The 21,800-nt window shown below is 36.1% G+C and carries 20 protein-coding genes; 4 read left to right on the forward strand and 16 right to left on the reverse strand.

Features of this window, described 5'->3' with window-relative positions:
* Positions 1–47: 47 nt before the first annotated feature.
* From AAFN87_RS14125 to AAFN87_RS14155, 7 genes are all read right to left on the reverse strand, one after another.
* Entirely contained in the window at positions 48–461 is a 414-nt protein-coding gene (locus tag AAFN87_RS14125; RefSeq protein ID WP_347791720.1) for a VOC family protein, read from the reverse strand.
* A 442-nt stretch (positions 462–903) separates the two neighbouring features.
* Positions 904–1,554: a DUF6241 domain-containing protein gene (locus AAFN87_RS14130; protein WP_347791721.1), complete on the reverse strand. Its 651-nt coding sequence runs from the start codon at positions 1,552–1,554 to the stop codon at positions 904–906.
* Positions 1,555–1,867: 313 nt separating this feature from the next.
* Positions 1,868–2,227, reverse strand: a complete 360-nt coding sequence (locus AAFN87_RS14135) for a DNA polymerase III subunit delta (protein WP_347791722.1) — start codon at positions 2,225–2,227, stop codon at positions 1,868–1,870.
* Between the two features lie 206 nt (positions 2,228–2,433).
* Positions 2,434–3,222: an HAD family hydrolase gene (locus AAFN87_RS14140; RefSeq protein WP_347791723.1), complete on the reverse strand. Its 789-nt coding sequence runs from the start codon at positions 3,220–3,222 to the stop codon at positions 2,434–2,436.
* Between the two features lie 322 nt (positions 3,223–3,544).
* A complete protein-coding gene (locus AAFN87_RS14145) occupies positions 3,545–5,050 on the reverse strand; it encodes a coproporphyrinogen III oxidase (RefSeq protein ID WP_347791724.1) in 1,506 nt (501 codons plus the stop codon).
* 166 nt (positions 5,051–5,216) lie between these two features.
* Positions 5,217–5,561 (reverse strand): YlbF/YmcA family competence regulator, encoded by a 345-nt coding sequence (locus tag AAFN87_RS14150; RefSeq protein ID WP_347791725.1) that lies wholly within the window; start codon positions 5,559–5,561, stop codon positions 5,217–5,219.
* 20 nt (positions 5,562–5,581) lie between these two features.
* Positions 5,582–6,727, reverse strand: coding sequence for a DUF445 domain-containing protein (locus AAFN87_RS14155; protein ID WP_347791726.1), 1,146 nt, complete (start codon positions 6,725–6,727; stop codon positions 5,582–5,584).
* 122 nt (positions 6,728–6,849) lie between these two features.
* On the opposite strand from AAFN87_RS14155, the gene AAFN87_RS14160 reads away from it, so the two are divergent.
* Positions 6,850–7,059 carry a YheE family protein gene (locus AAFN87_RS14160; protein WP_347791727.1) on the forward strand — a complete coding sequence of 70 codons (210 nt, stop codon included), beginning with the start codon at positions 6,850–6,852 and terminating at the stop codon, positions 7,057–7,059.
* 51 nt (positions 7,060–7,110) lie between these two features.
* Here the strand turns inward: AAFN87_RS14160 and AAFN87_RS14165 are convergent, their stop codons facing one another.
* The 4 genes from AAFN87_RS14165 to AAFN87_RS14180 all read right to left on the reverse strand — a co-directional run bounded on the left by AAFN87_RS14165 (position 7,111) and on the right by AAFN87_RS14180 (position 12,365).
* Entirely contained in the window at positions 7,111–8,013 is a 903-nt protein-coding gene (locus AAFN87_RS14165; protein ID WP_347791772.1) for an MFS transporter, read from the reverse strand.
* 12 nt (positions 8,014–8,025) lie between these two features.
* Positions 8,026–8,349: an MFS transporter gene (locus AAFN87_RS14170; protein WP_347791728.1), complete on the reverse strand. Its 324-nt coding sequence runs from the start codon at positions 8,347–8,349 to the stop codon at positions 8,026–8,028.
* A 540-nt stretch (positions 8,350–8,889) separates the two neighbouring features.
* Entirely contained in the window at positions 8,890–10,626 is a 1,737-nt protein-coding gene (locus AAFN87_RS14175) for an ABC transporter ATP-binding protein (RefSeq protein ID WP_347791729.1), read from the reverse strand.
* Positions 10,623–12,365 carry an ABC transporter ATP-binding protein gene (locus tag AAFN87_RS14180; RefSeq protein WP_347791730.1) on the reverse strand — a complete coding sequence of 581 codons (1,743 nt, stop codon included), beginning with the start codon at positions 12,363–12,365 and terminating at the stop codon, positions 10,623–10,625. The genes AAFN87_RS14175 and AAFN87_RS14180 overlap by 4 nt, the downstream gene beginning before the upstream one ends.
* A 651-nt stretch (positions 12,366–13,016) precedes the next feature.
* On the opposite strand from AAFN87_RS14180, the gene AAFN87_RS14185 reads away from it, so the two are divergent.
* Together AAFN87_RS14185 and AAFN87_RS14190 are read left to right on the forward strand one after the other, a co-directional pair.
* Positions 13,017–14,336: a hemolysin family protein gene (locus AAFN87_RS14185; RefSeq protein ID WP_347791773.1), complete on the forward strand. Its 1,320-nt coding sequence runs from the start codon at positions 13,017–13,019 to the stop codon at positions 14,334–14,336.
* Positions 14,337–14,415: 79 nt separating this feature from the next.
* Positions 14,416–15,300 carry a cation diffusion facilitator family transporter gene (locus tag AAFN87_RS14190; RefSeq protein ID WP_347791731.1) on the forward strand — a complete coding sequence of 295 codons (885 nt, stop codon included), beginning with the start codon at positions 14,416–14,418 and terminating at the stop codon, positions 15,298–15,300.
* A 101-nt stretch (positions 15,301–15,401) separates the two neighbouring features.
* Here the strand turns inward: AAFN87_RS14190 and AAFN87_RS14195 are convergent, their stop codons facing one another.
* The 5 genes from AAFN87_RS14195 to AAFN87_RS14215 all read right to left on the reverse strand — a co-directional run bounded on the left by AAFN87_RS14195 (position 15,402) and on the right by AAFN87_RS14215 (position 20,995).
* A complete protein-coding gene (locus tag AAFN87_RS14195) occupies positions 15,402–16,049 on the reverse strand; it encodes a response regulator (RefSeq protein WP_347791774.1) in 648 nt (215 codons plus the stop codon).
* Positions 16,050–16,061: 12 nt separating this feature from the next.
* Positions 16,062–17,174 (reverse strand): GAF domain-containing sensor histidine kinase, encoded by a 1,113-nt coding sequence (locus tag AAFN87_RS14200; RefSeq protein WP_347791732.1) that lies wholly within the window; start codon positions 17,172–17,174, stop codon positions 16,062–16,064.
* 144 nt (positions 17,175–17,318) lie between these two features.
* Positions 17,319–18,671: a GntP family permease gene (locus AAFN87_RS14205; protein WP_347791733.1), complete on the reverse strand. Its 1,353-nt coding sequence runs from the start codon at positions 18,669–18,671 to the stop codon at positions 17,319–17,321.
* 13 nt (positions 18,672–18,684) lie between these two features.
* On the reverse strand, positions 18,685–20,097 hold the full coding sequence (locus AAFN87_RS14210) for a four-carbon acid sugar kinase family protein (protein ID WP_347791775.1): 1,413 nt from the start codon (positions 20,095–20,097) through the stop codon (positions 18,685–18,687).
* Between the two features lie 4 nt (positions 20,098–20,101).
* Positions 20,102–20,995, reverse strand: a complete 894-nt coding sequence (locus tag AAFN87_RS14215; RefSeq protein WP_347791734.1) for an NAD(P)-binding domain-containing protein — start codon at positions 20,993–20,995, stop codon at positions 20,102–20,104.
* 171 nt (positions 20,996–21,166) lie between these two features.
* Here AAFN87_RS14215 and AAFN87_RS14220 point away from each other — a divergent pair, with 171 nt between their 5' ends.
* Positions 21,167–21,784 (forward strand): GntR family transcriptional regulator, encoded by a 618-nt coding sequence (locus tag AAFN87_RS14220; RefSeq protein ID WP_347791735.1) that lies wholly within the window; start codon positions 21,167–21,169, stop codon positions 21,782–21,784.
* Positions 21,785–21,800: the final 16 nt, after the last annotated feature.

The following is a 21,800-nucleotide window of genomic DNA, read 5'->3' on the forward strand; positions in this document are numbered from 1 at the left end:
GCAGATTCTTTTTCTATTGTCACTATTGTGTTCACATACTCGTGTACTCATATACCTTCCGTATTCATCAGTACTAGACGCCAACCATCTGGATCTGCAATCGTAATCCCCTTTTCCTCCCAATATAGATTTTCTGGCTCAATCTCAGGATACCCCATACGCTTAAGTCTTTTTGCAATCCGTTGAATCGTTTTAATGTTCGGAATATAAAGGACAAGGAGATTATCTTTTGTCGGTGAAGGACAAGGGCTTCCTTCAGTATGCTGTGTAAATTCCAAATGATAGTTAGCATTAGGTAAGCCGATCATTATCCCCGTATAACCTCGATGTCCTGTGAATGAACCTATCTTTTCTAGCCCCAGTCCTTCACAATAAAATTTTTCTATTTCTATTAATTTATCTGTTGGTCTTGCTATTCGAACTTGTGCAACAGCTAAATCTTGTCCCCAATTTTCGATCATACGCATTCCCCCCTGTTGCTCATTATATAAACAAAAAGGTATCAAAGAAAACGAACAAAGGTCTGAAATTCTAATTATCCTTTGATTCGATTTTTTTCAAATAAAAAACACTCAAGTACATACTAACGGGTCTTGCGAGGTGCAAACAGATAAATCTCATAAAATATTTTTCACTAAAACATCAAAATAATCACTATTAAATTCACAGAAAAAGGACCGACTTTGAGTTGGTCCTTTTGTATTTTCTTTTCAAACTAAGCACCTGTTAGCTTAATAAAAGTTGTTATAGCGTTGCCTCAAATTCTGCACACAAAAAAACAAAGGTGAAGATCCTATAAACTGCAAAAAATCTTTTCTAACAAATATGTATTAGTGGTTAATATCATTGTTAAAACATTAACCGTAAAGATAACATCCACATCAAGTGCAAAAAAAGCAGAATTTAATTCTGCTTTTCTGTCGAACCAAATACTTCATCTACCTCTTTAGCAAAAACTCGGAATATGTAATTTATTTCTTGCTCTTCCGAAGCTATGCCTGTCGCTAACCCTTCAGGAGATTTCCCGCCTTGAATAAACATTAAAATATTATGGTCATCGTCAACTGTTGAAAAATCACCTTTTTTCCATCGTGTTAATATATCTAGATACGTTTCATAAAGTGCATATTTATCAGACTGTGTGCGACGTTCATATTTATCTTTGTTTTCTTCTACCATCTGTATTAAAATGTCGATTCTTTCTGGTGTAATCATAATAGAACCTTCCTTCGTTTCAGCGATAATTTTTTGGTGTGCCATCTCTTGCATTACTTCTTCTACTAGATTGCCAACGAAGGGTTCATCTCCACTTTTCCACTCATCAATCCTCTTGGAGAAAGTAGGACTTTCCCAACCCATACCACTCGTATCCACCGTCGATACAAATTTTTCTTTTTCCTCTTCTTTTGAATCGTTTTCTAATTCATTCTCTAATTCGTTCTCAGCACGTTCAGACTCTGCTTTTTTATAGTTCTTTTCCATAATCAAAAACGTACCGCCTATACTGAATAACGCCGTTAAAACTACTACACCTAAAACATATGTCCACTTCATTTCCCCACCTCCAATTAACAGTTTACACCAAATTATCATATACAATCCATTTTGTGAACAACAATTTCTTTTGCTTTTTCCTCCAGACAATTCACCATATAAATTCACATACACTACAATATTTATTTCCACCTGTGTGATTTTTTCTGCGTTATCAAATTTAAATAGTCAAATAAAGTGCAATAAACTCTTATTTAACAATAAAAAACACACGGTAATTTCATACTTGAAATAATGTGTGCTTTGACTTGATATTTACTTGTTTGCACCTCTGAAGTAAACCCGTTAAGCACATACCTCGAGTGTTTCGTTACTAAAATCGATTTAATACTGCAAATGTTAAATATTCTATTTGCTGCTCGGCATGTTGCACAGGGATTTCAGAGAACGTATTTATATTTTGTGCGACACCGAATCCAGCAATACAAACGATAAAAAATAGACCGACTAAAATCATTGCAGACAGTTTTTGATGAATTATTTGCATTTCACTGTTTGATGACTGTACGTTTTTATTTCGAACTAAAGAGAAAAAACGCTCTCGATTTGTTCCTTGCGATAATACGTGTGCACACATTATACATACATGCGCTACATGTCCACTAATCACTAGCTTATTTAGTTCCACCGATTCAGTTGTTCGTCCGCAATTTTCACAAGTACATATTTTCATAACGCATTTCCCTTTCTATTATCCATAAGCTTATTATATCACGAATAATTAGAAAATTCATTATTTTATAAACTATACATTATTCTATCCAGTAAATTTTGTGAGCAGTGCAAGAACATAGCCTTAAATATGAAATTAAAAAAGCTACTCCACATTCGAGTAGCTTCTTTTAGAATTTGTTTGCAACATGAAGTTAAAAATATATTTTAAAGCTTTTGTACAAGCTCTAAAAACGCGGTTAATGAATCTACTTCATACGTTGGAACAACATCAGGATTTTTCGGTTTATTTTCACGATTAATCCAAACATTACGCATACCAACGCGTGATGACCCTAAAATATCTGTCATCAAATTGTCTCCTACCATTATACTATTATCTTTTGTGACACCTGCTTTTTCCATAACATATTCAAAAATAGATGCGTCCGGCTTACCTTTTCCGAAGTCTCCTGAAATAATAATATGTTCAAAATACGGTGCGATTTCTGGTGTGATTTCAAGCTTTAAGTTTTGTAAACTTGGTGCACCATTCGTTAATAATACTAGCTTGTATTTCCCTTTTAATTGATCTAGTACAGTAAATGTATCCTCATATAAAAACGGACACTTTTTGCGTTCTTCCACAAATCGTTTGCCTAATTCCTCACCAAATGTAGAGTCCTCAATACCTAATTTCGCTAACCCGTTCGTCCATGCATTTGTACGGTATCCTGGAACGATCGTTTTCATTTTTTGGAATGAATCAGTCGGGTCATCGAATGTACCCCATAAACCTTCAAACGGATTAATACCGATTAATACTGTATAGTCATACGTTTCATACGCTTGATAAAGCTCTCTTGCACTTTCACGTACTGCTTCCTCTAGTGCATTCGCGTCTATAGCGTATTTTTCACTTGCATATGTACATGTTTTTTCAAATGCCGTCTTTACAGATTTTTGATCCCATAATAATGTATCGTCTAAATCGAAAATTATCGTTTGAATGGTCACTTTTTTCGCCCCTAAAATTAAAATATCATTAATGCTTAAGTATTCATTTTATCATATTTCGCCTCATTAATTTCACAACATTGTGACGATTTTTCAAGTGTATAGAATTGGAGTTTTATTGGGCGATTCTAATGCGATTTACTAAAAAAACAGCTAATTTTCCAGAGCAATGAAGTTACATGCTTTTTTTATGTTCGATTGCGCAAGTTTTTCATTAAGTGTATTTTGATCTTTTGTAAATCTGTTTCCTCTACTAAAAGTGTTATTGTATCTTGTTTTCCCCTCTACTTCTCCATTATGTAAAAAAGGACTAAGAATTTCCTTAGTCCACATATAACTCATTCAAAATATCAATTTTCTTTTTTATCGCATCTTCGAACGTCATAATATACGCTGCCGGGTCTTTAGGGTTGTGGAATTGCGTAATTTTGCCCGTTTCTGGATGTACAAATTTAGAAGATGCACCACAGCCGATTCCTAAAATTGTTTGTACTTCTTCCATAATAACGATATTGTAGATGGATTCTTCACCAGGCTTACAATAGCCGACATTTTCTAAATTACCTAAAATGTTTTTTTGACGATATAAATAGTAAGGCACGTAGCCATTTGCAGCTGTCCAATCACTCGCCATTTGCATCATTTCACTAACAGTATCGCGATCTGCTACGCGGTATTTATCTTTGTTACGCGTCATTTCTGATGCACGTTTAAAGCTCAGCGTATGCACGGTTAATGATTCCGGCTGCATTTTCTCCGTTTCGTCTAATGAATGCTGGAATTCCTCTATTCCTTCATTTGGTAAACCAATAATTAAATCCATATTAATATTATTCATGCCAGAATTACGTGATAGCCAAAACTTATCAATTGTTTCCTGTACCGTATGGTGGCGACCAATCGCCTTTAATGTTTCCTGCGTATACGATTGTGGATTAACTGAAATACGATCAATGCCCCATTTTTTAAGTACTTCAATCTTTTCTGGTGTAATTGTATCTGGTCGACCAGCTTCTACTGTAATTTCACGAATGGTTTCTGGGTTCGGGAAAGCGTCAAACATTGTTTCATACAATGCATCCATTTCATGTGCTTCAATCGAAGTAGGTGTGCCCCCACCCCAATAAATAGACGTAATACGCATATTTTTTTCGGTTAACCATTTACCCATTTCGCGTAGCTCGATATGCAAGCCATCAATAAATTTCTCAACACGACCTGCTTTACGATTACTTTGAATAGCATACGCAGGGAATGTACAGTAAGCGCACATTGTCGGACAGAACGGCACACCGATATAAATTGAAATTTCACGACCTATTTCATCTAAATCTGGGATGACTTGTAGCTGACGCGCTACAATTTCTTTCATTAGTAAAATTTTCGTATCAGACAGTCGGTAATCTTTTTTTAGCACATTAAAAATTTCATCTTCACTCATACCCGCTTTACGATATTTATGATAAAGCTTCGTTGGACGAATGCCCGTTAAAATACCCCACTGCTGCGTCATGCCTGTATATTGCTCAAGCACATCTAGCATTACATGTGATAACGCACGCTTCATCCGAATGCTCTGTTCTTTTTCCGTACCTTCTGTTGTATAGGCAATCGCATAATCACTCGTAAACGTTTGTCCATCTACTATTAGTTCAGCTGAAGTTCTAATAGTAAAATCAGCATCAATAGTGTGTTGAAAGGCTATCGACATATCCGCGCCGTTTTGCGTAAATTGGATAACTGAGTCCTCATAAAAAAGATTTGCAATATGATTCAATACGCGATTCCAATCTTCTTTAAACTGCTCGTTAATATGGATCGTTTTCATCTTATCGTTCTCTACTTTCATCTACTATAAATTTAGTTATTCGTTATTTATTTCTGCTCTATTGTAACAAATATAGCGAGTTTTTTTCACTGTTATGCCTATATCTTTTTAGTCACCTAGAAAAGGACAAAAAAAGGATCACACGGCATGTGTGATCCTTTTTTTATTACAGCCCGTCGTAAAGAGACTGTATTGGTTTTACTAAAACGCGGTTTACTTCTTCAATAACTGTACTTAATGCCATTTCAGCTTCAAGCATTGCTAATATTTTTACGTTTTGCTGAGCAAGTTGTGCAGCTTTTTGTACATGTACAAGCTCATCTTCTAATATTTCCTCACCCGCAACTTGCTTTTGCTGTAATTTGATTTGAATGTCACGGAAATTTATGAATAAATTTTTCGCTTCTTCATCACTACGTACTGCGTCAACTGTTTCTTTTAACGCCTTAAATTCATTTGTTTTACGTAATGTTGCTTCTAACTTGTTAATGTCATCATAAATGTTAATCATTGGTTTCCCACTCTCTAAATTTACTTCGTCATAAAGACGATAATCGCTTGCACAATACCGACTAATCCGCCGATAATACCACCTAACCATGTAATCATACGTAATTCACGGCTAATAATGCCTAATACAAGCTCTTCAAGTTTAGCAATTGGGAACGAATCGACTTGCTCACGTACGACTTCTGCTAAATTTAAACGTTTTAGAACATCTTCAATTTTGCTTTCAGCTGCTTGAAATACTTTATCCATCATTTTGGGTAGTAGCTCGTCATTTGCCCAAGCTTCTCCTTGTGGCCAATAATCGGAAATCGTTTTATCTAAACGTGAATCAATCGCTAACTGTTCCTTTGCATAATCTTGAATTGTTCTTCCAATCGTATCAAAGTTTACATCTTTCATAAAGTCCATCGCAGGACGTTGTTTGATTTTTTCCCATTCTGCTGAAAAAATCCGTTGTAATAACGCAGTAGTTCCTGGTGCTTGTAAAAACTTCACGAGTTCACGCTGTACTTTTTCAACAAAAGACATTGAATCTCCCATAAGCATTTGTAACATGCCACCAAGTGATCCTTTTGTATTTAAAAAGTCATCAATCATATTTTTGATTGTTCTTGTACCTTCTTGAGATAGGAAGTAATCTTCACCCTTTTTCAATATTTGTGCAACTGCCTCGTCTACTTTTTGATCAAGCACTAACTCCAAGTCTTGTGGTAGTAATTCTTGAATCGTTTTCGTTGATAGCACATGCTTCATAGACTCCAATTGATTGTAAATGAGTACGTCCAATTTTCCCTCTACTGTTTGAGGTAAATGGCTAAATCCAGCTAAATCTAGCCAATCTTTAATTGTTTTATTAGCAGTAAAGACTTCTTCCGTTACTTTCTTTTGAGCAAAAGCTAATATATTTTTACGTATATCTTCTGATAAAAATTTCTTTTTAATCGTGTCTGGTGTTAATAAATATTCAGATACGGTTTTTCCTAATTGCACAGCTAATACATCACGACGTTTCGGAATTAGCCCCGGTGTTAACGGTAACCTCCAGCGCATAAAGTAGATTGGCTTGTACGGTCGAAATAGCATTTTAATTGCCATATAGTTAGTGGCCGCACCAACAATGGCACCGACCCCTGCTAGCAATACTAATAGTCCAAATAAACTATCCATGGAATCCTCTCATTTCTATTTTGAATTTCTTTATTATACCACTGCTACTTACATATCCACCTTTTTTCAATTGCATAACACACCCTCTATTTAGTACGATTGAATGGGGAGGTATGTTTCATATGATTCAACATTTTAGTTTTAAGCCGTTATACGAAAATACTCAATTGCCTGGCTGGGCATTATCTTTTTTCTATAAACAAAAGCGTTATGAAGCAGAATACAAGAAAGATGGGGGCATTAAGTTTATTGGTGGGGCACCTGCCAGTGAGGATATTGCAAACGTCGAAAAAATGATTCATGAACTTATGCTATTTCATGTATATGAATAATTATTAGCAACGCAAATACTTCACTATAATTTAAAGAAAAAGGCGGCTTCGTTATGAAGTCGCCTCTTCCTTTAATACAAACTTGCGTCCAAACACGATATAGAAAAAAGTGGAGGCAATTAAATATAAGCAGCCGGTAATCGAAAAGGCGTACGCATAGCCCCAATACGAACCGAATGTTGTAACGAGCCAAGCTGCTGGTAAGCCCATCGTTGCCCAACCGATATTAAAGACAGTTTGATTTACCGAGTTTGCTAGCCCTTTATATTTATCGTCTACTACATCCATCGCAATTGCACTCTGAATTGGGTTTCCTGCATTCATCAATGCTTGGCGTAGTAAAAAGCCAAGTGACGCGAAAAATATTGAATTTGTAAAGGCTGTTAAAAATAGAAACGGAATCGACATTAGCTGAAAAATAACTAGTGCACGCACTTTGCCGACTCGCTTTACAAGTATCGGACCGATAAGCATCGCAACGGCAGTCATAGCTGAGCCAAGTGCGAGTATAAGTCCAATATAGGAATTCGATGCGTCAAAACGATTTGCAAAGTATAAATTTAAATATGGAATAACGAGTCCTGATCCTGTACCAATTAGCAAATTCGCAATACCGAAAAGTACGATCATCTTAAAATTAAAATTAAAGCTTGCTTCTTTCGTTTTAACAGGTTTTATCCCTTTTACCTCTTCAACTTTCTGTATTGGAGAAGTAGATTTTAATTTAAATAACGGGAATAAGCCGAAGAAAAATATAGCAATGCCGATGATAAGTGCTATTTGGATGCTCTTTACCTCACCCATTTTTAATAGCCACTGCAAGCAATCTGCAATAACGCCACCGAGTAAGCTACCTACAACATTTGAAACCGTTACAAGTGCAAAGTGGATACTAAATAAATGCATACGCTCACTTGGTTTGGAGTTTTCCGCTAAAAACGGTACGCCCGACACTTGTGCCAATGCTCAAACAATCCCCATTGCAAATGCAAAAATGAGCATCGGTTGTTCAGTCATAACTAAACTTCGGCCTAGTAACATAATAGCCGTTAATGATGTACCTACTATTAATACCCATTTACGCCCAAGCTTATCACTTAATATTCCAGCAGGAACAAGCATTATTGCTGTTGCAAGTGATGTAATAGAAATAACGCTACCATTTACAGTTTCCGGCAATCCTAGCTCCCGAATATATAAATTGTACATCACACTAAAAACGCCCATTCCTGTTTGAATGAGCACATTTGCAAATATAAATAATCGTATATTTCGATTAAATGCTTTCAAATTTTTTACCCATTCTAGGAGCCATTTAGACAAAACTTGCACATCACTTTCACAAATATTTATTTCGTTACTCTAAATATAAGTTTTTCGTAGTAATTAAGCAACCTCTTCTATTAAAAAACTCACTAGCATTTTCGAAGGCATTGATAAAGTCCAAAAATGAACTTATGCAATAGTTTCCGTTTCGGCGGGTCCTTTACTGGGTGGGGGCGAGCAGCTTCGTCGCTAGGGCTTCCTGCTATTGACCATATTTTGAATTCTATTGACCTTATTTTGGATTCTATTGACCTTATTTTGGATTCTATTGACCTTATTTTGGATTCTATTGACCAAATTTTGAATTCTATTGACCTTATTTTGAATTCTATTGACCATATGCTTAATAATCCTCTCGAGGTTAAAAAAAACCGCTTAATTCTAGGGAGTTCTTGTGTAGAAGTTGAAACTGAACATCAAGAAGCGTCCATTGAATATATTTCGATATCACTCATAAAAAAACTGCTAAAAGACGAATTATCGCTTTTAGCAGTTAAGTACATATTATACATTCAGTGAGTTAGCTTGTAGTTGGTACATCGTGTCATAGCGACCACCTAACGCTAATAGTTCATCATGCGTACCTTGTTCAACAATTTCACCGCGGTCTAATACTAAAATACGATCCGCGTTTTTAATCGTCGATAAACGATGGGCGATAATAAATGTTGTACGTCCTTGTTTCAAGACATCCATCGCATGCTGGATAATTTCTTCTGTTTCTGTATCAATATTGGACGTTGCTTCATCCAATATTAAAATCGCTGGGTTAAAGGCTAGTGCGCGCGCAAATGAAATTAATTGACGTTGCCCCGAAGATAGCGTGCTCCCTTTTTCAATAACAGGCTCATCAATACCTTTTTCAAGATTAGCAAGCACTCGTTCGCCGCCTACAGCAGCTAGCGCTTTTTCAACTGTTTCGCGAGTAATCCGCTCATCATTTAAACTAACATTTGAAGCAATCGTGCCTGTAAATAAATAAGGATCTTGCAATACAATCCCCATATGATCACGAATTGACTGGCGCGGTAAGCTCGTAATATCTTGCCCGTCAATATAAATACGCCCTTTTTGCGGATCATAGAAACGGAACAATAAGTTCATGATTGAGCTTTTACCTGATCCTGTATGCCCAACAAGTGCTACCGTCTCTCCTTTTTTCGCCTCGAAGTTTAAGTTTTTCAGTACGTATTCATTATCTTTATAGGCGAAGGATACATCTTTAAACTCAACATTCCCTTCATAGCGTTTAATACGGTCATCGCTAACTGGCTCTCCTGGTTGATCAAGTAGCTCAAACACACGAGACCCCGCTACTAATGAACGTTCAAGCTGTGAAAACTGGTTTACAAAGTTCACGATTGGGTTAAATAAGCGTGTAATATAATCTACAAGCGCATAAAGTGTCCCTGCTGTAATAGCATCTGTCGTTGTCATAGATTGTGTTCCAAAGTAATAAATAAACACCATAAACATTAAAATACGAAGTACGTTTACTAAGTTAAACGAAGTCGCAGAATCCAAAAATAATAGCTTACGATTATATTCATAATGCTCGTCATTCATTTCAGCAAACTCTTTTTTCATTTGCCCCTCACGACGGAACGCTTGAATAATCGTCATACCATTAATCGATTCATTGATCATCGCATTAATATCGGCAATTTTTGTTCGAATCACATGATTGTATGCTGCCGCAAATTTACGATAGCCAATCATCCAACCGTATACAAGCGGAATAACAATAAGTGAAATAAGCCCAATTTTTACATCTAAAATAAATAAAGCAATATAAACCCCTGCAATGGAAATAATGCTTGTTGCAAATACTGATAATACTTGCACATATAAATTACGAATCGCTTCCGTATCATTCGTCACACGCGCTACTACTTTTCCGGCTGGTAAATTGTCAAAGTAATGAATAGGTAGGGTCTGTATGTGACCGAATACATCTTGGCGTAATTTTTGTACGACACGGTTGGCTCCAATTTGTAAATAAATATACATAAAGTAGCGTAGTATAGCTGTTGCTATCGATAATGTAAAAAATACAATTAATAGCCATGTTAGCGGCTTTACTTCAAGTAAACCAGGTGTCATGTAATTATCAATAATATGTTTCGCTATAAACGGACCTGCTAACTCCGTAAATACTGCAATTGTTAAAAGTGTGAGTCCGATTAATATCGGCTTTTTAAATTTTAATGCGTATAAGTATAAGCGTTTACCTGTACTCATTCAGATCCCCCCTCTAGTTGCTGGCGATCAAATTGCTCTTTGTACCAACCATTTTGTGCGAGAAGCTCTTCATGTGTACCTTGCTCTACAATAAGTCCATCGTCTAGAACGATAATTTGATTTGCGTGCTGAACACCTGATAAACGGTGTGTCGTAATAATTGTCGTTTTTCCACTACGTTCATTTTGTATATTTTCTATAATTTTGGCTTCTGTTTTTGCATCAACAGCTGATAGTGAATCATCTAAAATTAATATTTCAGGATTTTTTATGAGTGCACGGGCAATCGATACGCGTTGTTTTTGACCACCAGATAATGAGACCCCTTTTTCACCTACGAGTGTCTCTATTCCCATCGGTAGATTTTCTAAATCTTGTTCAAAATGCGCAAGTCGAATCGCCTCTGCAATTTGTGCCTTTGTAGCATCCTCTTTACCAAATAAAATATTTTCACGAATAGTACGTGAGAACAGGACGTGATCTTGTGGCACATACCCTATCCAATCAAGTACTTGTTCTTTCGTTTGCTTTGCTAAATCGATTTCACCAATCGTTAATTGTCCATCACCAAGCGGATATTCCATTAACAATTGCTTTACAAATGTTGTTTTACCAGCACCTGTTTTCCCTACAATACCAAGCGTCTGCCCTTTTTGTAGAGCGATAGAAATTTGCTGTAAATTTTTTACCTGTGACAATGGATATTGGAATGTGAACTCATTAAAACCAATTGATGTCGGTGTTTCTAGTGCAGTTGCATGCGCCGGGTTTTTTACGTCCGCTTCGTAATCAAGCGTTTCCTGTACGCGGTCAAGTGAAGCACTTCCTTGCTGCATAACGTTGATTAACTCACCAATCGCAAACATCGGCCAAACCGCTAATCCTAAATAAACGTTAAACGTAACAAGTTGCCCGACAGATAGCTCACCATTAGAGACGAGCACAGCACCGTAACCGAGTGCAACTACATAACAAATTGCTGTACCTGCTTTCGTTATCGGACCGAATAATGCGTTTATTTTTGCAACGTGAATATTTTTTTTGAACACATCTTCACTTTTATTTGCAAAACTTTTTTCATCTTTTGTTTCTTGCACATATGCACGAATAACACGTACACCTGCTACAGATTCAAGCACATCGTCATTTAATTCACCGAATGCTTCTTGTGCTATCATATAACGATCATGCACAATCTTCCCTAAATATTGTATTAGAATTGCCATTATTGGAACTGGTAGCATAGCAAAAAACGTTAGCTTCCATGAAATAAAGAAGCCCATTGCTAGAATGATTGCAGCCATATACGCTGTCGAATCGATCAATGTCATAATACCGAAGCCAGCTGTTAACGATACCGCATTCAAATCATTCGTCGCCCTTGCCATTAAGTCACCAGTACGATTTTTTTCGTAAAATGTAGGCGTCATTTTCAAAAACTGATGCATGAGGCGTTTTCTTAAAATACGTTCTAGCGTAATCGCCCCACCAAAGAGCTGATATTGCCAAACAAAATTCATTAAATAACTAAAAACAATGATTATAGCCATTCCCAATAAATAATTGCGCAGAATGCTTGGCGTAATTTCACCAGAAGTCATTTGGTCAATTGCCTGCCCAAGTATTTGTGGAGGTAGAACCTCTATAAAACTTGCAAAAATTAGTAACACAATCGCTACTGTATATCTCTTCCAATGTGCTTTGAAAAACCATTTTAATTTTATTAATACATCAAACATAATTTAACCTTCTTTCACAATGTAGTCCCGCTATCCACTTTCTAGAGACTCCCTTTTTAAAATTTTCACTTGTAATCGATTGAACATTTTATGTCCTCCTTCATCTTTTTTTGCACATTGAAGGCATAAAAAAAGACATTTACCCCCTTTTCATTAGGATAAATGCCTAAAAAAAAGATACAGGTATTAATACCTGCACCATCCGTTCATTATGCGCATTCAAGCAAATAATAAAAGGAAAAGTCATTACAGGCAAGGATTACAATGTTTTTTTATTGCTGGCGTATTTTTTAATTGAATCATCATAATCTTTACCTCCATTTCCAAAAATTATTTAGTGCCCCTCAAGATTAGCATACAAAATTTTCTTCTGTCAATATATTTAGAAAATTAAATTTGTTACACGAAATATTCTGCTGTACAAAACGTTACACTAATATATACAAGAATTTTCAACAAAATATATGGGAAAGATTTTTTACAAGACAAAAAAGCGGTTACAAAATTTGTTTTTTACTGCGAAATATTTTATGATATTAATATCAAAATTTTTTCATCATAGGAGGTGTACTCTTTATTTGCCCCCCTCATTTGGGTCGTAAATAAAGAATTTATTTGGACGTAGACATAGGCGTTGAGCTAACCATTAAGCTGGCAGCATTTGCTGTCTTGATTGCCGCTACGGCATTCTTCGTTGCAACTGAGTTTGCAATAGTAAAAGTAAGAACTACTCGAATTGATCAATTAGTAGCCGATGGAAACAAAAAGGCTATGAGAGCAAAAAAAGTCATTTCAAATTTAGATGAGTATTTATCAGCTTGCCAATTAGGTATTACAATTACTGCCCTTGGTTTAGGTTGGTTAGGAGAGCCGACATTCGCGCTGTTGCTTCATCCATTATTTGAATTTTTGGGCTTAGACGGTCGAGTAACATCTATTCTTTCATTCATTGTTGCCTTCTCAATCGTAACGTTTTTACATGTTGTCGTAGGGGAATTAGCACCGAAAACTCTTGCCATTCAAAAAGCAGAGACAGTTACATTAAACTTATCAGGCCCATTATTATTATTCCATAATATTATGTATCCAATAATCCGCGCTCTCAATGGCTCGGCTCGTGCATTAGCAGGTCTTTTCGGTTTAAAAATGATTTCTGAATCTGAAGTGGCACACTCTGAAGAAGAGCTTCGTATGATTTTATCGGACAGCTTTAAAGGTGGAGAAATTAACCACTCTGAATACGAATACGTAAATAGTATTTTCGAATTCTCTGACCGAATTGCGAAGGAGATTATGGTACCACGCACTGAAATTACAAGTATTGAAAAAGATCAAACGCTACGTGAAGTATTTGAGTTAATGGGTGTTGAACAATACACTCGTTATCCTATTACAGATGGCGATAAAGACCATGTCATTGGTTTAGTAAACATGAAACACTTATTAACTGCTTACATTAAAAATCCTGAAAACGGTGATAAAACCGTTGAAGAATATATGCAACCTGTTATTCGAGTTATTGAAACAATACCGATTAGCGACTTACTACTAAAAATCCAGCAAGAACGCATTCACATGGCCATTTTAATGGATGAATACGGCGGTACATCTGGGTTAGTAACAATTGAGGACATTATCGAAGAAATCGTTGGGGACATTCAAGACGAATTTGACGAAGATGAAATTCCTGAACTACAAGAAATTAGTGAAGGTCATTTCATTGTCGATGCAAAAATGTTACTAGAAAATGTAAACGATATTTTAGGCATTGAAATTGAAGATGAAGATATCGATACAATCGGCGGTTGGTTCATGACACAACACTTTGATGCCGTTGAAGGTGACACATTCGAATCACATGGTTATGAATTTAAATTAAAAGAACTAGACGGTCACCATATTTTATATATCGAAATTACAAAACTTGAAGAAGCTGCAACAGTAGTGGATCTAGTAGAAGAAATTAAATAACTTTCAGCTTAAAAGCGACTCTCTACTTTGTTAGAGGGTCGTTTTATCATGTCTAAAAGTTTTTCTAGGGGGAAACATTGTGGAACTATATACAAATTTACGAGCGGGGGAAAAAGGTGCTTGGCTCTCCATTGGAACTTATCTTTTTCTTAGTGCGATGAAGCTTGGCGTAGGCTATTTTGGTAATTCTGCAGCTTTAAAAGCTGATGGGTTAAATAATACAACAGATATCATTGCCTCTATCGCGGTTCTTGTTGGACTTCGTATTTCACAAAAACCAGCAGATGACAACCATCAATACGGTCATTTACGAGCAGAGACAATAGCATCCCTAATCGCTGCATTTATTATGATTTCAGTCGGCTTACAAGTACTTTTATCTTCATTCGGAAACTTGTTGAATCCCACTCACGAAGCGCCATCTATACTAACAGCGGCTGTCGCCTTATTTAGTGCAGCTGTCATGTATGTTGTATATCGCTATAATTTGGCACTTGCCAATAAAATTAAAAGCACTGCCGTTAAAGCTGCCGCTTATGATAATCGTTCAGATGCAATCGTTAGTATTGGGACTACAGTCGGGATTGGTGCTGCGATATTAGGCTTCCCTATTATTGACGTCATTACTGCCGTCATCGTCGGTATTATTATTATTAAAACAGGTATTGAGATTTTCTGGGAATCTGTACACACGCTAACTGATGGCTTTGATGCCGAGGAAACTGAAACGCTACGTAAGCTAATTAGCAATGTCGATGAAGTAGTCGAACTAGTTGATTTTAAAGGACGTACGCATGGTAATATGTCGTTTGTAGATGTAACCGTAACTGTCAATCCATATTTAAATGTATGGGAAAGTCATCAAATTACTGAAAAAATTGAAGCAACCATTAAGCGCTTCAACCCATATTGCGTCGTACTCGTCCATATAGAACCAAATGAGAATGTTGCACCTATTGAGTAGGAATACACTTCTAGAAAAACTGTATTAAATTTCAAAAACCCCAACATTAAAAGCTGTTCCAAAAGTAGTTTTTCACTCACTTTTGGAACAGCTCTTTTTCATCATTGCCCACTTCCTTCAGTTAACCCATGCTTCACTGCATAAAGAGCGGCCTGTGTACGATCTTGCACTTGTAATTTCGTAAATAAATTTGAAATATGCGTCTTGACTGTTTTTTCTGTAACGAAAAGTGAGGATGCTATTTCTCGATTGCTTTTCCCCTTTGTCAGTTCTGCTAATACGTCCTGCTCACGTGGAGTTAATGGATTTTGAACATGCGGTTTATTTTCCTCCTCACGCAAGCCCTCTTCAAGCTGAGTCGTTGCTTCAGGATGAATTGTATTTTCACCACGCATAATTTGTCGAATCGAGTTCACTAATTCATCTGGTTCAATATCTTTTAATTGATAGCCCGATGCCCCTGCTTCAATTGCAGGCAATACGTGATCTTTATCAGAAAAACTAGTTAGCATTAAAACATAAACTTCCGGCCATCGCATTTTTATTCGTTTTGTCGCTTGAATGCCGTCCATTTCCGGCATAACTAAATCCATCAGTACAATATCAGGTCTTAATGTTTCAACTAGTTCGACTGCTTCTATACCATTTTTGGCTTCCCCAACAACCTCAATATCTTTTTGTGTTTTTAAAAAAAATAAAAGTCCTCGTCTTACAACGTGGTGATCATCTGCAATTAATACACGTATCATCATGTTTCCCCCTTAATATGGCAGTCGGATAAGCAGCTCCGTCCCTTTGCCAATTTCACTCACCCAATCAGCTGTACCGCCAATTGCATGTGCTCTATCTTTTATTGACTGCAAGCCAAGCGATGGAATTTCAATATCTGCATCTACAATAAAGCCGCGACCATTATCTTTTATGACGAGCAATATATCTGTTGATGTCACGGTTACGTATAGCTCTGCATCTTTCACACCAGCATGGCGGCGAATATTATTTAAACCTTCCTGTGCAATACGGAAAAGGGTTTCCTCTACCCGAGAAGGCAATTGAATAACCCCTGATACATTGACTACTAGTTTCAAGCCAAGCATCTCAGCATACACTTTAATCGCTTCGATAAGTCCACTTTCTAAACCTTTAGGACGCAACTGCCAAATTAGTGCACGCATTTCTGTCAATGCTTCTTGCGTTAACTGTTGAATTTCTTTAAACGTCTCTTTAATTTCAGGCTGCTCGCTCATTTCAATGCCTGCTCTTGATGTTAAAGTAACGGAAAATAATAGCTGGTTTACTGAATCATGCAAATCCCTTGCTAAGCGATTTCTCTCCTGAACAAGAGCAATTTCCTGCTGTTCATTTGTTAAATAAATTCGCTTTATTGCTGAACCCATTTGAAATGCAACTGATTCTAGTAAATCTAATTCTTCTTCCGAAAAGCGCACTGTATTTTTTGATGCAACATTTAGTATACCGAACCGCTCTTGCCCAGATTGCAGTGGTACTGTTGCATGATGGGTAATACCCTCAGTATCGCCGTCATTCGCCTCAATCGCACTTTCAATTCGCTGACATTCAATAATGTTTGATGCTTTATCTAGTTCATTATTGCGAAAACGAGATACGCACCAGCATCCACCTTTTTTTAAATGCTCACATTCATTTACTTCTAACGCCTCTGGTAAATTTTCATGTACGACTAATTTGGATTTTCCTTTCTCATCGATAAAAAAAATCCATCCTGTATCAAATTTAGTACCGTTTAAAAATTTGCATAATGCTCCTTTTAGCATCGGAATCATTTCTGTTTCTTCGTTTAAGAGTTCTGCGATTTCTTTTAATATCGTTATATTAGAATGATCTAAACTCATAGCACACCTCTATTTCCTTTCTATAATCATATCACTGAATAGTAGCTCAATGCATGCTGTCAGGGCTCATACTTTTGAATGAAAAAAAAGCTGTCCATCAAAGTTCATTCAAGAATGAACTTTAGGACAGCTTTTATTTTCGATTTATAATCCCGGTAAGACACCAGAGAATAGACTTAAAATATAAACCATTGCTAACGCACTTAATCCAGCAACGAACCCACCAATTGACCATGCTTTTATCGTTTCTGGAATCGTTAATTTACCAAAACGGTTAACTACCCAGAATCCTGAGTCATTTGGTAATGATAGGCCAATCGCTCCTGCACAGATTGCTAATCCAAGTAAAATAGGAGAAGTGCCAAGTTCCATAACCATAGGGCCCATAATCGAAGAAGTTGTCACTAGTGCTACTGTTGAAGAACCTAGCGATGCACGCAAAAGTTGTGAGAATAAGAATGCTAATAATAAAACCGGTATACTTAAACCAATCATTGTATCAATTAAATAATCACCAATACCCGATTTATTAATAACAGCACCGAATGCTCCACCAGCACCTGTTACTAAAATAATCATACCAGCCGAGTTTAACGCCTCTTCATATAATTGAGTATACGGTACATTAATATATGGGCGAAGTATAATTAAAGCAACAATTACAGAAATAAATAACGCAATGTTTTTATCCCCAATAAAGCTTAAAATTGTACGCAAAGTACCTTCCTCTAGCCATAATGAAGATACAGTATTGAATAAAATTAAAACAATCGGTAATGCTAGTATTCCAAACGATAGACTAGTAGATATTTCTTTACGATTACTCGCCGTTACCTCACTATTGTCTGCAGCTACTTCTTTTTCATCGACAAATCGTTGAATCTTCTTCCCAATAAATGAGCCGTATATATAGCCACCAATTAACGTTGCCGGAATTGCACAAATGATTGCGTAAATAATAAACAATCCTAAATCAGAGCCTGTATTTTCAGCAACAACTAACGGTCCTGGTGTTGGCGGAATCATACTATGCGATACGATTAATCCAAGCCCTAAAGCCGTAACAAATGTAATAACTGAAATACCCGTTTTGCGAGAAAGACTTTTAATTAGCCCGCTTAAAATAACAAACGCTGCATCAAAAAATACTGGAATTGATACAATAACCCCTGTTAAAGAAAGTCCAGCAGCAGATTTTTTCACTCCGAATCCTTTTAATACTGCTTCAGCAATTTTTTCAATTGCGCCTGATGCACCTAGTAAACTACCGAAAATTACACCTAAACCAATTAATATACCAACACCAGTTAATGTATTACCGAAACCGGTTGTAATAATACCTGGTATTTCTTTAATCGGGAATCCAATAAAAATTGCAGCTACTATGGATACGGCAATTAATGAAATAAATGGCTCTACATTAAATTTCAAAATTAAAATAAATAATAATATTAATGAAGCTATAAAAATTAATAACAACATATTCCCTGTGACCATTTCTCAATCCTCCTTAGATTAATCTTTCTACTACTGTTTTTAATGTATCGGGCTCTCCCACATTTCCCGGAAAAATAATGTAAGGCATGTTTGGGAAAATACTTACTGCATCTGTAAGCCATACTGGTACTCCTGGAGCAACTTGTCCTAATACTTCAGCTTTCTTCACACCTAACCCATTTGTGCCAACATCACTTGACGTAATCCCGCCTTTTGCAATAACAAAACGAGGTTGTGGACGACAATTTCTAACAAAGCTTGTTACTGCATTAGAAATTTCCACTGACATAGCTAACTCTGCTTCCCGACTTGCATTAGGGAGCTTTAGTAATTCTCTACTTGTAAAGACACAAACACTTTGTCCAACCGCAATTGAATCATTTATTTGTTGCTGAATTTGTTTAATCTCCGCTTCAAATGCAGCTTTTTCAGAAACAAGCGCACAATGAAATTCGATAAATTTTACATCTTTTAATTGTTGTAAATATGTTAATTGCTCTGTAGTTTTTTTCACATGTGAGCCAATCACAATTAACCCACCGTTTTCAGATGACGCGTTAACTAATTGTTCTCTTGGTAAAAGTGGCTTTGATGAAATGTTACCGATTACTTTTGTAAATGAAGCTGCTGTACGGAATATGAAACTTTTACCACTCTTCATTACTTCGATTAGTGCTATACTAAAGACTTTTAAGTCCTCTTCTGTATACGCATTTACTATAACTTTCCTAAAATCTGTTACTTGCATCAACTTTTCTTTGATTGCTTCAATATTGAGTGCACGTAATTCATCTAATGAAATCGAAACAACTTGATCCGCACTATACTGCCCTGCTGTTTTTTCTTCGACATACTGTTTTAAATTACTGTGCGAAAAACTAAACATACGGTCTAATGCAAATTCTGTCTCGGCAGCAGGCACATAACGATTATTTTGTAGCACATAATGAACATCATCAATCGTTAGGCGACCCCCTTCTTTAAAGAAAGGAATAATAATTTCACCATCAATACGACTAGCACTATTTTTCTCAATAGTATTTTTCAACACTTCTGTTTCCAAAGGATAATGTCCACGCAATGTTGAGTCACTACGGCTAATTAATAAAAAAGATTGCCCACGTTGTTGCGCTACTTTCGAAATGCGCTCAGCAATAACTGTGTGCACTTCTTCTGTATGCTTTTTCGAAAAAGCACGAGAATTTGTTAAGATGAAAACAAGCTGTCTATCTTCATCAAAAATCTCCTCGATGGACTGCTCTTCCCAATTAGTGAAAACTGGAACTCCGTGGACAGTTTGAACACCAGTTGGATCATCGTCAAGGACAATAATTTTTGAGGTGAAGGTTGGTCTAACTTGTCCCCATAGTGTAGATAGTTTTTCATCATATTCAGGTAGCAACTGAATTCTATCTTCTACTGACATCAATTTATTTGCCTCCTTTTGGCACTTCATAATTAGCAAGTTTTTCATAATATTGAATGATTCCACCATGGTCATCTGCTACTTTACCATCTGCTTTTAAAGCCTGGAACATCGCTATTACATTTGATGTTAACGGCATTGGTACTTCTAATGCACGACCAGTCTGTTCAACATTTAATAAATCTTTTAAATTTATATCGATGCGCCCTCCGGCAACAAAATTACGGTCTATCATTAATGGTAATTTTGCATCAAGTACTGCACTACCCGCTAATCCATTACGTATAGCTGGGTATAATTTGTTTAAATCTACACCTGATTTAGAAGCAAGAACTGCAGCTTCTGATAAAGCGGCGATTGTCACGTTTACTAGTATTTGATTTGCTAGTTTAGTTACCGATCCACTTCCAGATTCACCTACATAAGTAATATCTGCAGCTAGTTTTTGCAATATAGGTTTTACTTTTTCTAACGCTTGTTCGGAACCACCTACCATAACCGATAATGTCCCATCGATTGCTTTTGGCTCTCCTCCGCTCACCGGAGCATCTAAATATTGTAGTTGTTTACTCGATAATTTTTCATTAATTTCTTTCGTATCAACTGGAGACAATGAACTCATATCAACGATGATTGTATTTGGCTTGCAAAAATTAGCTATACCATCTTCATTAAATAAAACTGATTTTACGATTGCCGCATTTGGTAACATTAAAATAATTGCGTCATTATTTATCGCTATATCTTGCAAACTTGTTGCTGGCTTAGCCCCTAATACAACTAGTTGATTTACAATTTCTTTATTAATATCAAAAACAGTAACGTCTACTTTACCGTTTATTAAATTTTGCACCATAGGCTTTCCCATAATACCAAGACCTACAAATCCTACTTTCATAACTTGTTTTCCTCCTGATGAAATCGTTTTCAAAAATTAAAATCTAATGTATTATATACTGAACATTTCGCATTGTATACAATTTTAGTAAAAATGTATACAATGTATTTTTTAGAGTTAATGTATAATAGAAAAAATAGAAAAATATAACGGTTACCTGGGGGATTTTTTATGCAATTATCCAATCCAAATGCTCAATTACTAGCATATGAGACTATTCGAGACCAAATATTATCAGGTCAACTTGCTGGAGAAACTAAACTAGTTGAAGAACGATTAGCTGAAGAAATCGGGGTAAGTCGTACACCAATCCGTGAAGCGATTCGACGTTTAGAGCAAGAAGGTCTTATTAAAAATAAACGTGTTTATAAACCAACTAAGCTAGATTTAATGCACATATTTGAAATGCGTACTTTAATAGAATGCTATGCTGCAAAAAAAGCTGCTGCAAATATGATTCAAGAGAATTTAACAAAGTTAAAACAATCTATTAGTGATGCTAGAAATGGTGATGTAAATGGAACTGTTGTTGCTAATAAACAGTTTCATGATTTAATTGTACAAGAAAGTCGTAATCCAATTATGATTGCTGAAGTAGATAAAATGAAATCTATCATTTATATTTTTAGTCGCGCCGTTGTAATCAACAAACGTCCTCTATTAATTGATGAGCATGAAGAAATTTATAATGCTATTGCCGCCCATGATGGAAAATTAGCTAGTGAACTAATGCGTAAACATTTAGAAGCAGATTTACACTTTACTTTAAATATTCAAAATGATTTTTAACATGAAAAAGCTACCG

Source organism: Solibacillus sp. CAU 1738, from assembly GCF_039888725.1.
GTDB lineage: Bacteria > Bacillota > Bacilli > Bacillales_A > Planococcaceae > Metasolibacillus.